The organism is Acidovorax sp. NPDC077693 (assembly GCF_044542805.1).
In the GTDB taxonomy this organism is placed as follows: Bacteria; Pseudomonadota; Gammaproteobacteria; order Burkholderiales; family Burkholderiaceae_C; genus Acidovorax.
This window is the reverse complement of record NZ_JBITVD010000001.1, coordinates 332975-345566: the sequence shown is the minus strand read 5'-3', so window position 1 is coordinate 345566 and position 12592 is coordinate 332975. Positions and strand designations below refer to the sequence as shown.

The 12592-nt window shown below is 69.7% G+C and carries 12 protein-coding genes; 4 read left to right on the top strand and 8 right to left on the bottom strand.

Features of this window, described 5'->3' with window-relative positions; genetic code table 11:
* Positions 1-2: 2 nt before the first annotated feature.
* Complete coding sequence (locus ACIGHN_RS01585) at positions 3-905, bottom strand: DMT family transporter (RefSeq protein WP_396502987.1); 903 nt, start codon at positions 903-905, stop codon at positions 3-5.
* A 152-nt stretch (positions 906-1057) separates the two neighbouring features.
* Here ACIGHN_RS01585 and ACIGHN_RS01580 point away from each other — a divergent pair, with 152 nt between their 5' ends.
* Both ACIGHN_RS01580 and ACIGHN_RS01575 read left to right on the top strand, forming a co-directional pair.
* Entirely contained in the window at positions 1058-2041 is a 984-nt protein-coding gene (locus tag ACIGHN_RS01580; protein WP_396502986.1) for a quinone oxidoreductase family protein, read from the top strand.
* A complete protein-coding gene (locus tag ACIGHN_RS01575) occupies positions 2038-2871 on the top strand; it encodes an NUDIX domain-containing protein (RefSeq protein WP_396502985.1) in 834 nt (277 codons plus the stop codon). The genes ACIGHN_RS01580 and ACIGHN_RS01575 overlap by 4 nt, the downstream gene beginning before the upstream one ends.
* Here ACIGHN_RS01575 and ACIGHN_RS01570 read toward each other — a convergent pair.
* Positions 2825-3904 carry an NAD(P)H-binding protein gene (locus tag ACIGHN_RS01570; protein ID WP_396502984.1) on the bottom strand — a complete coding sequence of 360 codons (1080 nt, stop codon included), beginning with the start codon at positions 3902-3904 and terminating at the stop codon, positions 2825-2827. The genes ACIGHN_RS01575 and ACIGHN_RS01570 overlap by 47 nt on opposite strands.
* Before the next feature lie 97 nt (positions 3905-4001).
* On the opposite strand from ACIGHN_RS01570, the gene ACIGHN_RS01565 reads away from it, so the two are divergent.
* Entirely contained in the window at positions 4002-4946 is a 945-nt protein-coding gene (locus ACIGHN_RS01565) for a LysR family transcriptional regulator (RefSeq protein ID WP_396502983.1), read from the top strand.
* A gap of 21 nt (positions 4947-4967) precedes the next feature.
* Here the strand turns inward: ACIGHN_RS01565 and ACIGHN_RS01560 are convergent, their stop codons facing one another.
* Positions 4968-5870, bottom strand: coding sequence for a LysR substrate-binding domain-containing protein (locus ACIGHN_RS01560; RefSeq protein ID WP_396502982.1), 903 nt, complete (start codon positions 5868-5870; stop codon positions 4968-4970).
* 140 nt (positions 5871-6010) lie between these two features.
* On the opposite strand from ACIGHN_RS01560, the gene ACIGHN_RS01555 reads away from it, so the two are divergent.
* Complete coding sequence (locus ACIGHN_RS01555) at positions 6011-7030, top strand: bile acid:sodium symporter family protein (RefSeq protein WP_396502981.1); 1020 nt, start codon at positions 6011-6013, stop codon at positions 7028-7030.
* Between the two features lie 28 nt (positions 7031-7058).
* Here ACIGHN_RS01555 and ACIGHN_RS01550 read toward each other — a convergent pair whose 3' ends face one another.
* From ACIGHN_RS01550 to ACIGHN_RS01530, 5 genes are all read right to left on the bottom strand, one after another.
* Positions 7059-8714, bottom strand: a complete 1656-nt coding sequence (locus ACIGHN_RS01550) for a Na/Pi cotransporter family protein (RefSeq protein ID WP_396502980.1) — start codon at positions 8712-8714, stop codon at positions 7059-7061.
* Between the two features lie 348 nt (positions 8715-9062).
* Positions 9063-9890, bottom strand: a complete 828-nt coding sequence (locus ACIGHN_RS01545) for a phosphodiesterase (protein ID WP_396503080.1) — start codon at positions 9888-9890, stop codon at positions 9063-9065.
* A gap of 18 nt (positions 9891-9908) precedes the next feature.
* Positions 9909-10976, bottom strand: a complete 1068-nt coding sequence (locus ACIGHN_RS01540; protein ID WP_396502979.1) for an ABC transporter ATP-binding protein — start codon at positions 10974-10976, stop codon at positions 9909-9911.
* Positions 10966-11763 carry an ABC transporter permease gene (locus ACIGHN_RS01535; RefSeq protein WP_396502978.1) on the bottom strand — a complete coding sequence of 266 codons (798 nt, stop codon included), beginning with the start codon at positions 11761-11763 and terminating at the stop codon, positions 10966-10968. The genes ACIGHN_RS01540 and ACIGHN_RS01535 overlap by 11 nt, the downstream gene beginning before the upstream one ends.
* A gap of 10 nt (positions 11764-11773) precedes the next feature.
* The gene (locus ACIGHN_RS01530; RefSeq protein WP_396502977.1) at positions 11774-12589 is read right to left on the bottom strand and encodes an ABC transporter permease; all 816 of its coding nucleotides are present in this window, start codon (positions 12587-12589) and stop codon (positions 11774-11776) included.
* Positions 12590-12592: the final 3 nt, after the last annotated feature.

The window sequence follows — 12592 nt, the reverse complement described above, 5'->3', positions numbered from 1 at the left end:
CGCTAACCCTTCCGCGAAGACACGATGATCCCGCCCACGATGAGCGCGAATGCCACGCCGTGAAAGACCTGCGGCGTCTCGCCCAGGAACGCAGCCGACAGCATGCCGGCGAACAGCGGCGTGAGGTTGACGAAGAACCCCGCCACCGCCGGCCCCGCGCGCTGCACGCCCACGCCCCAGAAGCGGTAGGCCAGCACCGCAGGCCCCACCGCGATGAACACCAGCGCGGCCACCAGCGGCCAGCCCCAGGTCGCATGCGTGTGGCCCGCGGCCCATTCCACGCCCGCAAAGCTGCCGGACCAGGCGAGGCCGAACACCATCTGCGCCATCAGGAAGGCGGCCCAGTCGCCGCGGATGGAGGTGGGCTCGGTGGTGCGCGACAGCATCCAGCTGTAGAAGGCCCACGAGATGGTGGCCAGCATCATGAAGAGGTCGCCCGGCACCAGGCGGAAGGCCAGCAGCTGCGCCCACTCGCCCCGGCTGAGCACGATCAGCACGCCGCAGATCGACAGCAGCGCGCCCAGCAGCTGGCGCTGCGTCACGCGCATGCCGAAGAACAGGCTGCCCACCGCCAGCATCCACACCGGCATGCTCGATCCCACCAGCGTCACGTTGATGGGGGTGGAGGTCTGCAGCGCCATGTACTGGAACGCGTTGTACAGGCCGATGCCCAGCAGGCCCAGCAGCGCGTAGCGGCGCCAGTGGGGCCACAGCGGGCTGTCCTTGCGCAGCACGCCATGGGCCAGCGGCAGCAGCACGCCGAAGGCCAGCACCCATCGGATGAAGTTCAGGGCGATGGGAGAAATCAGCTCGTGCACCAGCCGTCCCACCACGGCATTGCCGGCCCACAGCATCGGCGGAATCACCAGCATCGCCGCCGTGCCGGGCGTCAGTTTTTGTGTCATGGGGCTGCACTGTAACGGTGCGCTGCCGGCGGTGCTGCCCGGTGCGCCAATGTCCTTGGCAGATGGCGGTTGCCCGCGGGCGGCAAGGCGGCGGGTTTCGTGGCAGGATGGCCGCCGTTGTTGTGCATACCCCATTCCAGGAGACCCAGTCCATGAGCCTTGCCGTCCAGATCCGCCAGCACGGCGGTCCCGAAGAACTTCACCTGGCCGATGTCACCGTGGGCGAACCCGGCCCCGGCGAGATCCGCATCCGCCACCACGCCATCGGCCTGAACTTCATCGACGTGTACCACCGCACGGGCCTGTACCCGCTGCAGATGCCCGCAGGCATCGGCATGGAGGGCGCCGGCGTGGTCGAGGCGGTGGGCGAGGGCGTCACGCACCTGAAGGCGGGCGACCGCGCAGCCTATGCCAGCCAGCCGCCCGGCAGCTACTGCGAAGTGCGCGTGATGCCCGCCAAGACGGTGTGCAAGCTGCCCGACGCCATCAGCTTCGAGACCGGTGCGGCCATGATGCTCAAGGGCCTGACGGCGCAGTACCTGCTGAAGAAAACGCTGCCGGTGGAAGGCCTGCAGGCCGGAGACCACGTGCTGTTCCATGCGGCGGCGGGGGGTGTGGGCCTGATCGCCAGCCAGTGGGCCAAGGCCCTGGGCCTGCAGCTCATCGGCACGGCGGGCTCCGACGCGAAATGCCAGCTGGCCTTGGCCAACGGCGCGGCGCACGCCATCAACTATCAACAGGAAGACTTCGCAGCCCGCGTGAAGGAGATCACCGGCGGCAAGGGCGTGAAGGTGGTCTACGACTCGGTGGGCAAGGACACGTGGGACAAGTCCCTCGACTGCCTGCGGCCCTTCGGCCTCATGGCCAGCTTCGGCAATGCCTCGGGCCCTGCACCGGCGTTCGCGCCCGGCTCGCTCGGCGCCAAGGGCTCGCTCTACGTCACGCGCCAGACGCTGTTCACCCACATCGCCACGCGCGAGAGCACACAGGCCATGGCGGACGACCTGTTCGCGGTGGTGGCCAGCGGCCAGGTCAAGATCCACATCGACCAGCGCTACCCGCTGGCCGACGTGCAGCAGGCGCACCGCGACCTCGAAGCCCGCAAGACCACCGGCTGCACCATTCTCACGCTGTGAACGCCGCTGTGCAGAACCCGTCGTTCGAGGCCTGGGTGGCGGGTGCGCGGCAGTCCGCCCGGCGCCCGCCTGCGCAGCCGCGCCAGGCTCTGGTGGTGGCGGGGCAGGTGGTGGGGTCGGTGGCGGAGGGTTTTTTGAATCAAATCAGCCTCTGCCGCTTGCTGGAAAAGCGCTACCAGCTATCAAATAAGGAGCATTCGGGTGCCATGGCATGGTGCATCGATGGGCCGGCCGATGCCATCACCGATGCGCTCAACACCCTGGCCGCTGCCCTGCGCGACGCCGCGCTGTGCGGCCCCTGGCGCGACGAGCAACTGGCCGTGTGCAACCCGGCGGGCGAGGTCGTGGGCACGGTGGAGCGCGGCGCCGTGCGCGTGCTGGGCATCACCACCCGCGCGGTCCACCTGGTGGGCCTGGCGCCGGATGGCCGCATGTGGGTGCAAAAGCGCTCCATGACCAAGCCCAACAACCCGGGCCTGTGGGACACGCTGATGGGCGGCATGGTGTCCGCCGCCGACACGCTGCCGCAGGCCCTCGCGCGCGAGACCTGGGAAGAGGCGGGCTTGCAGGTCGGTGCGCTGAACGCGCTGCAGCACGGCGGCCATGTCGACTTCAGCCGCCCCAGCCGCGAGGGCGGCGGCGCGGGCTACATGCTCGAACGCATCGACTGGTTCCGCGCCGAAGTGCCTGCGGGCATGGAGCCTTGCAACCAGGACGGCGAGGTGGAGCGGTTCGACCTGCTGCCGCCGGGCACCGTGCGCGATCAGGTGGCGCAAGGCCAGTTCACGCTGGAAGCCGGGCTGGTGATTGCGGGGTTTCTGGGGCTGTGATGCCCAATGTGGGCTGCTTGGTGGGCTGCCCTGCGGGCTCTGCGGCAGGGGGCAGGCAGCCCAGGCCTTCCAGCGTGGCCTGCACGGCCGCATCGAGCGGCGTGTGGGGCTCGGTGCCCAGCACCGCCCGCAGCCGGTCGTTGGCCATGCGCAGCGGCTCGCGCCACAGGTAGCGCATCTCGCGCAGTTCGCGCAAGGTGGCCACGAAGGGCGACGCCAGCGTGATCAGCCACCACCGAAACGCACGCACCTTGGGCGCCGCGCCGCCGCGTGCCGCCACTGCCCGGCCGATGGCGCCCGCCATCTGCTGGCCGTCCGCGTCCCAGTGCCCGGCCATGTGGAACGGGGCGAACGCCGGCAGGTCGGCGCGGCGCGCGATCAACTGCACCATGGTGCGCGCCACGTCGGGCAGGTAGGACCACTGGTGGCCCACACCCGCGCTGCCGGGCAGCGACACCGCCGCCACCGGCTGGCCCGGCTTGACGAGGCCCTGCGCAAACCAGCTGTTGCCCACCTGCGGGCCGAAGTAGTCGCCCGCCCGCACGATGATCACGCGGCAGGTCGCAGGCGTCAGCGGGTGCGCCGCGGTGGCCTGCTGCAGCCGCCGCTCCAGCTCCACACGCACGGCGCCCTTGCGGGTCAACGGGCGCTGCGGGTCGTCTTCACGCAGTACCGGAAACGCATCGGGCCCGTAGTTGTAGACCGTGCCGGGCAGCACCACCGTGGCGCCCACGGCGGTGGCGGCGGCGATGGTGTTGTCGATCATCGGCAGCACCAGCTCGCCCCAGCGGCGGTAGCCCGGCGGATTGACGGCGTGCACGATCACGTCGCAGCCCGCGGCGGCGGCCAGCACGTCCTCGCGGCGCATGGCGTCGCCGCGCAGCCAGGCCATGCCGTCACGCTGCTCGCCCGCCAGCGGCGCACTGCGGTGCAGCGCCACCACGTGCCAGCCCGCATCGCGCAGCTGACGCGCCACCTCGCCGCCAATCCCGCCCGTGGCGCCCAGGACCAGAACCTTGTTGCCGTGTGCCATGTGTGCACTCCAAAACTTGTTGCGATGGAAGTCAGTGTGCGCGGGGCTAGGGTAAAAGGAAATTGCTGAAAATGAAGGTGAGGCTATACATTTATGTATGACTCAAGCATCGGATGAATCGCGCAAATCGGATGGCCCCGTGGGCTGGGAGCTGTACCGCTCGTACCTCGGCGTGCTGCGCGAAGGCTCGCTCTCCGGCGCGGCCCGGGCTCTGGGCGTGACCCAGCCCACCGTGGGCCGCCATATCGCAGCCCTGGAGCAGGCCCTGGGGCTCACGCTCTTCACCCGGTCGCAACAGGGCCTGCTGCCCACCGAGGCGGCCCTTGCGCTGCACCCGCATGCCGAGGCCATGGGCCATTCCGCAGCCGCCCTGGTGCGGGCCGCCAGCGGCCATGGCGGCGGCGACGGCGTGAGAGGCACCGTGCGAGTGACCGCCAGCGAGGTGATCGGCGTGGAGGTGCTGCCCCCCATCCTGGCGCAACTGCAGGCCGACCATCCGGCGCTGCGCATAGAGCTCGCGCTGAGCAACAAGGTGCAGGACCTGCTGCACCGCGAGGCCGATATCGCCATCCGCATGACCGAGCCCCGGCAAGAGGCGCTGATCGCCCGGCGCGTCGGCGTGGTGCAGGTGGGACTCTACGCGCATGCGCGCTACCTGCAGGCGCACGGCATGCCAAAGTCGCTGGCGGACCTGCAGCTGCACAGGCTCATCGGTTTTGATGAAGAAACGCCGTTTCTGCGCAACGCCCGCAAGGTGGTGCCCGCTTGGCGCCGCGAAGCGTTTGCCCTGCGCAGCGACAGCGACCTGGCGCAGTTGGCGCTGGTTCGGGCCGGATGTGGCATCGGGGTATGCCAGGTGGGGCTGGCACGGCGCGCGCCCGAGCTTGTGCGTGTGCTGGGTGCGCAGTTCTCGGTGGGGCTCGATACCTGGGTGGTGATGCACGAAGACCTGCGCGGCAGCCCGCGCTGCCAGCATGCGTTCGACGCGCTGGCGCAGGGGCTGCAGCGCTACATCTCAGAGGCCGCAGTGTTTTTGCCCTGACGGGCCGCCACGTCGCCAGGCCTACGACGCCGCAGGCCCCTGCGCCGCCACGGCCTTCACCAGGTCCCACGCGGCCTGCGCGATGGGCGACAGGGCGCGGTTGCGGCGGTGCACCAGCATGACCTCGCGGTCCACGCGCGGCACCAGCGGGCGCACGGCCAGGCGGGCCAGGCCTTCAGGCGGCAGGGCCAGGGTCGGGATGACGGAGATGCCCAGGCCGGTGTCGAGCATGCGAAAGATGGTGGTGGGGTGGCCCACCTCCTGCGCGACGGTGTAGGCCACGCCGTGCTCGGCCAGGGCGCGGTCGATCAGGCGGCGGCTGCCGGAGTCGTGGTCCAGCAGTACCAGCGGCTCGCCCTGCAGGTCGGTCCAGCGCACGGTGCGCTTGCGCGCCAGTCGGTGGCCGGGCGGGCAGGCCAGGCAAAACGGCTCGGTCAGGATGGTCTCGCAGTGCAGCGCATCCTGCTCGCCGGGGTCGATCACGACGCCGAAGTCCACCTCGCCCGACAGCACGCTGGCCAGCACCGCGCTCTGCATGCGGTCCAGCAGCACCAGCTCCAGCCCGGGCAGACGGGTCTGGGCCTGCGCGATGCAGTCGGGCAGCAGGTTGGCCGACAGCGTCGGGCTGCTGGCCACCCGCACCCGGCCGCGCCGCTCGGTGGCCATCTCCTGCACGTCCTGCAGGGTGCTTTCCAGCTCTTCCAGCACGCGCGGCAGGCGGGCCGCCAGGCGCTGGCCGGCGTCGGTCAGCGTGACCTCGCGGGTGGTGCGGTTGAGCAATTGCAGGCCCATCTGCGCCTCCAACTCGGTGATGCAGCGGCTCACGGCGGGTTGCGTCAGGCCCACGGCGTCGCCGGTGCGGCTGAAGTTGCGCGTCGCGGCCACGGACTGGAAGACGTGCAGTTGGCGCAGGGTCACATTCATGCGGCCGAATCATAAATCCATCAGAGAAATCCATTTCTCTTTGGAATGCGCAGCTTGTCCAATAGCGCCATCGTCCGTCGTTGCGCCCCGCATGGGCCTGCTTTCGGCGGGACCCGCGTGTTTTTTTCGATGGTGTTTCCATGGCCCGTTCCCGATTCCTCCCCGACAACTTCACCCTGGCCCTGCTTTGCACTGTGGCCCTGGCCAGCGTGCTGCCCGCATCGGGCGCTGCCGCGCATGCGCTGGAGGCCACCACCGTGGCGGCCGTGGCGCTGCTGTTCTTCCTGCATGGCGCCAAGCTCTCGCGCGATGCCATCGTGGCGGGGCTGTCGCACTGGCGGCTGCACCTGGTGGTGGTGGGCACCACGTTCGTGCTGTTCCCGCTGCTGGGCTGGGCGCTGCGGCCGGTGCTGCTGCCGCTCGTCACGCCGCAGCTGTACACCGGGGTGCTCTACCTGTGCGTGCTGCCGGCCACGGTGCAGTCGGCCATTGCGTTCACTGCCGTGGCGCGGGGCAACATGCCGGCAGCGATCTGCAGCGCGTCGGCTTCCACGCTGCTGGGCATCGTGATCACGCCGATGCTGGTGGGACTGCTGCTGCCCGAGGCGCAGGCCCATGGCGCCGCGGCGCAGCACGGCACGCTGGCCAACATCGGCCGCATCATGCTGCAGCTGCTCGTGCCCTTTGTGGCGGGGCACCTGCTGCGGCCCTGGATCGGCGGGTTCGTGCAGCGCCGGGCGGCGGTGCTCAAGTATGTGGACCAGGGCTCCATCCTGCTGGTGGTCTACACGGCCTTCAGCGCGGCGGTGGTGCAGGGGCTGTGGCGGCAACTGCCGTGGCCCGCGCTGCTGGGCCTGGTGGTGGTGTGCGCGGTGCTGCTGGCTCTGGCATTGAGCCTGACCACCTGGGCCGCGCGGCGCATGGGGTTCTCGACCGAAGACGAGATCACGCTGGTGTTCTGCGGCTCCAAGAAGAGCCTGGCCAGTGGCGTGCCCATGGCCAAGGTGCTATTCGCATCGCACGCGGTGGGGGCCATCGTGCTGCCGCTCATGGTGTTCCACCAGATGCAGCTGATGGTGTGCGCGGTGCTGGCCCAGCGCTATGCGCGGCGCACCGCCTCCCGGGAAGGTGCTATTAAAAACATAGCTGCCAGCGCTTGATGGAAAAGCGCCAGGCCGCTGAAAAGGCTCAAGCCTGCTCGTTCATGGCCCGCAGGCGGTTGGGCGCGAGTGCCCCGGCCGATTCCAGGATGGGGTAGGCCACCGAGCACAGCAGCGAGTTGATGCGCTTGAGCTCGCTGATCAGGTCGATGTGCAGCGAGCTGGTCTCGATGCTCTGCACCGTGTTGTCCGACAGGCGCGCCAGGTGGGTGGCCGAGTAGGCGTGCTCCAGGTCGCGGAAACGGGCTTTTTCTTCCAGCAGCTTTTGCGCGTCGCGCACGCTGCCGTTGAGGAACACGCTCATCGCCAGCCGCAGGTTGTCGATCAGGCGCGCGTGCAGCTCGGTGATCTCTTCCATGCCGGCTTCGGAGAACTGGCGGCCCTTCTTGATCTTCTTGTCTTCGATGTCGATGAGCACGCGCTCGATGATGTCGCCGATCTGCTCCATGTTGATCGTGAAGCTGATGATGTCCGCCCAGCGCCGGCCCTCGCGCTCGTCCAGCGCCTCGCGCGAGATCTTGGTCATGTAGTACTTGATGGCCGAATACAGCCCGTCCACCTCGTCGTCGAGCTTGCGCAGGTCTTCGGCCAGCTTGATGTCGTCGGTGCGGATCACCTTGTGCAGGCCCAGCAGCATCGACTCGACCACGTCGGCCTGGTGCAGCGCCTCGCGCGCGGCGCACGAGATGGCCAGCGACGGCGTGGCCAGGGCCGAAGGGTCCAGGTGCTGCGGGCGTGCGCCGGCCGCGGCCTGCGTCTTTTCCTGCGGCAGCAGGCGCTGCACCACCCGCGCCACGGTGCCCGTGAGGCCGATGCAGACGATGCCCACCACGACGTTGAACGCCAGGTGGAACAGCACCACCAGCGCGGCGATCTCGGGCACGTAGGGCCGCACGTGCTGCAGCCACAGGCCGGTGAGCGGCGTCATGATGACCACGCCGATGATCTTGAAGAACAGGTTGCCGAGCGGCACCTGGCGCGTCTGGACGTTGGCCTTCATGGTCGTCAGCACCGCCAGCACGCCGCTGCCCAGGTTGGCGCCCAGCACCAGGCCCAGCGCCACGTCGGGCGGTATGCCGCCCGAACCCGCCAGCGCCGCGGTGAGCAGCACAGTGGCCAGGCTGGAATACGCCACGATGGCCAGCACCGCGCCGGTGAAGATCTCCAGCAGCAGGTCGCTGGTCAGCGCGCCGAGCAGGGTGCGCACGGTGGGCGACTGGGTGAGCACGGTGGTCGATTCGGTGATGAGGCGCAGCGCCAGCAGCATCAGCCCCAGGCCGATCAGCACGCGCCCCACGCGGCCGGTGGCGGTGTCCTTGCGCGAGATGAACAGCACCACGCCCACGAAGATGAACAGCGGCGACAGCCACGACAGGTCCATCGAGAACACCACCGCCATTACGCTCGTGCCCACGTCGGCACCCAGCATCACCGCCAGCGCGGCGGGCAGGCCCACCAGGCCCTGGCCGACGAACGAGGACACGATGAGCGCCGTGGCCGTGCTGGACTGCACCACCGCCGTCACCCCGATGCCCGAGAGCACGGCGGTGAAGCGGCTGCTGACGCTGTGGGCGAGCAACTGGCGCAGGTTGGCGCCGAACACGCGCAGGATGCCGGTGCGCACCAGGTGGGTGCCCCAGATCAGCAGCGACACCGCTGCCAACAAATTCAAGAGATGCTTCATGAGTAAACGCTAACTTTTCTTCTTTTTGTGCCTGCACTGCGCCGCGTGCCATATGCGCTGCCGCTGCCTGGGGGCAGGGCGGGCAGGGCAGCGATGGCACCCTGGGGCAGGCTTGTGGAGTGGCCCGGAGCGGGCGCGGAAAAGCTTTGCGAGCCAGAAAGGCTGTGCCGCGGGAACAACGGCAGAACGCAAACCATGAAAGCGCCCGTTTTAGTCACAAAACTGTCACATTACGGACGCCCTAGCATACCCGTGAATCCATCACGCAGGAACCATGCCCATGACAGGGCAAGGTATGTTGCGCCTGGGGAGGCCGCAGAACGGGCGTTGCACTCCTGCGGCGGCGCCTCAGTCGATCAGCTGGCCGGCCTCGTGGAAGGGGTAAGGCCCCTCGTGCACGCCGCTGGCTGCGGTGTGGCTCACCAGCCGGCCGCCCTCGGGCAGCGCATGCACCGCGAAGCCTGGCGGCTCCAGCATCCACGCCGACGCCGCGTCGGGCGCCAGGTCCAGGCAGACCTGGTGGGCGGGCGAGGGCGCGGTCATTGCGATGGAGCCGCCAAAGCGCACCTGGATGCTGCGGTGCAGGTGGCCGCAGATGACGCGCTCCACGTTCGGGTGGCGCGCCACCAGGGCCTCCAGCTGCGCCGCGCCGTTCAGCAGCCCGATGGCGTCCATGTGGCCGATCAGCGTCTGGAACGGCGGGTGGTGCATCGCGATCACCACGGGGCGGTGGCGGTGCGCATCGAGCGCATCGGCCAGCCAGGCCAGGCGTTCACGGCACAGGCTGCCTTCGCTGGCGCCGGGCACCACGGTATCGAGCGCGATCAGGGTCATGCCGCCCACCGGCACGCAGTACTGCACGAAGCCCTCCGTGCCCAGGTAGGTGTGCTCCGGAAAGCTCTGGCGCAGCTGGGAGCGCTCGTCGTGGTTGCCCGGCAGCAGGTAGGTGGGCAGGGGCCCGAGCGGCGCCAGCAGTGCGCGCAGGTGCTCGTACTCGGCGGCACGGCCAAAGTCCGTCAGGTCGCCGGTGATGACCAGCGCGTCGGCCCGCTGCGGCAGGCGCAGCATGGTCTGCACCGCTTGGGCCAGGTAAGGGGCGGTGTTGATGCGGCCGTAGGCCAGGCGCCCGGGTTCGCGGATGTGCGGGTCGGACAGTTGCAGCAGCAGGGTGGTCATGGGCATGTGTGGCAAGAGTCAGGACGCCTCGTGGCTGGGCATGAGGTGCTCGGGGCGGATGCGGATGGCCACGGGCTGGCCCTGGCGCGCCGGGTGGTCGCGGGCCACGTCGGCCTGCAGCGGGGGCTGGCCGGGCAGCGCCAGGGTGAGCTGCACGCGCTCGCCCAGGAAGTTGCGGCGCGTGACCTCGGCGCGGCCCCAGCCATCACCGTGCGCAGGGTCCACCTGCACCTCGATGTCCTCGGGCCGCACCAGCAGAACGGCATCGGCCGCGCAGGCCGCAGGGCAGGGCAGTTCGATGCCGCCCAGCCGTAACACGTTGCGCTGGCGGGCCGCCTCGTCGCGTTGCAGCCGGTTGACCCGGCCCAGGAAGGCGGCCACGAACGGGTGCGCCGGTGTGCGGTACAGCGTCTCGCCATCGCCCACCTGCACGATGCGGCCGGCCTGCATCACCGCCAGGCGGTCGGCGATGGCCAGGGCCTCCTGCTGGTCGTGCGTGACGTGGATGGCCGTGATGTGCAGGCGGCGCAGCAGCTCGGCCAGCTCGTCGCGCAGGGATTCCTTGAGCTTGGCGTCCAGCGCGGTGAGCGGCTCGTCCAGCAGCAGCACGCGCGGCCGCACGGCCACGGCGCGCGCCAGGGCCACGCGCTGGCGCTGGCCGCCCGACAGCTCGGCGGGGCGCTTGCCCTCCAGCCCGTTCAGGCGCACCAGGTCCACCAGCTCGCCGACCACGCGGCGCTGCTCGGCCACATCGACACCGCGGATGCGCAGGCCGTAGCCGATGTTGGCGGCCACCGTCATCTGCGGAAACAGCGCGTAGTGCTGGAACACCATGCCGATGCCGCGTTGCTCGATGGGCAACTGCGTGACGTCCTGCCCGCCAAAGGCGATGCGGCTGCCCGCGTCGGGCGACTCCAGCCCCGCGATCAGGCGCAGCAGCGTGGTCTTGCCGCAGCCCGAGGGGCCCAGCAGCGCCAGCACTTCGCCGGGTTCCACCGTGAGGTCGGTGGGCTGCAGGCCGCGTGTGCCGTCGGCGTATGTTTTGGCGCACTGGACCACGTCCACGCGCGTGCGTTCAAGTTCCATGGTGTTTCTCGATGAAGGTGCCGACGGCCTGCAGGCCCCACAGCACGGGCAGGATGACGATCAAAAAGACCAGCGTGTAGGCGGAGCCGATCTCGATGCGCATGGAGGCATAGCTGTCGGCCAGGCCCACGGGCAGGGTGCGCGTGAGCGGGGTGTGCAGCATCCAGGTGAGGTTGAACTCGCCCACCGACAGCGTGAACACCATCAGGCTGCCCGCCACGATGGCCGGCAGCACGGCCGGCACCAGCACGCCCAGGAAGCGCTGCGCGAAGCTGGCCCCCAGCGAACGCGCGGCTTCCTCCAGCGAGCGCAACTCGTCCTTCTGGAAGGCCGAACCCACGGTGCGCACCATGAAGGGCAGCGTGAACACCATGTGCCCGACGAGGATGAAGGCGAAGCTCTGGCGAAAGCCCGAGAGCGTGCCGTAGGCCAGGATCAGCGCCAGCGCGCTGGCCAGCCCGGGCACCGCCACGGGCAGGGTGAGCAGCTCCTCGAAGAGGCGCGCCCAGCGCGATCGGCTGCGCGCCAGCGCATAGGCGCAGGGCACACCGATGACGAGGTTGCCTGCCACGCACAGCAGCGCCATCAGCAGCGATGCGCCCACGGTGCCGCCGTAGTTCTCCCACACCTCGCCGAGCCAGCGCAGCGTGAGGCCGCTTTTGAGGCCCACGCTGTAGTTGTTCACCAGCCCGGCCATGACCGACAGCACAATGGGCGCCAGCATGAACAGGGCCACCAGCGCGGTGAGCGCCACCAGGGACCAGGGGGCTTGTCGTGCGTTTCTCATGGTGGATGCTTCAGAAGGCCGCGGTGCCGGATGCGCGGCGCGCCGCCCAGAGCACCAGCCAGGTGATCAGCCCCAGCGTGATCGACAGGCTGGCCGCCAGCGCGAAGTTGGCGTAGTTGGTGAACTCGTTGTAGATGGTGATGGGCAGCACCTCGAACTTGCTGGCCAGCGTGAAGGCCGTGCCGAAGGCGCCCATGGCGGTGGCGAAGACGATGGCGCCGCAGGCCAGCGTGGTGGCGGCCAGCTCGGGCAGCCAGACGTCGCGCGCCACGCGCCAGCGCGAGGCACCGAGCGAGCGGGCGGCTTCTTCCAGCGCCGCGTCCATGGCGCCCGCCGCCGCGGTGTAGGTGGCAATCGCGCGCGGCAGCGAGAAGTACAGGTAGGCCAGGAACAGGCCGGTGAGGCCGTAGGCAAAGGTGGCGCGGCCCAGGCCCAGATGGTCCGAGAGGTCGGCCACCAGCCCCTGGCGGCCGCCCAGCAGGATCATGAAGAAGCCCACGATGACACCCGGGAACGACAGCGGCAGCGTGAGCAGTGACAGCAACAGCTGCCGCCCGCGAAAGCGCTGGCGCGCCAGCGTGATGCCCACCAGCGCGCCCAGCACCAGCGTGGCCAGCGTGACGGCGAGCGAGAGGCCCAGCGTCTGCAGCAGGCTCTGCAGGTAGCGGGCGTGGGTCAGCACCGCAAAGTAGGTGGACCAGCCCTTGGTCGCCGGCAGCGCCAGCAGCAGGGCCACGGGCAGCAGCCAGAAGGCCGCGAAGAAGGCCACGGCCGGCGCGGCGCAGGCCAGCAGCAGCGTGCGGGAGGGTGCGAAGCCGTGGCGCATTTC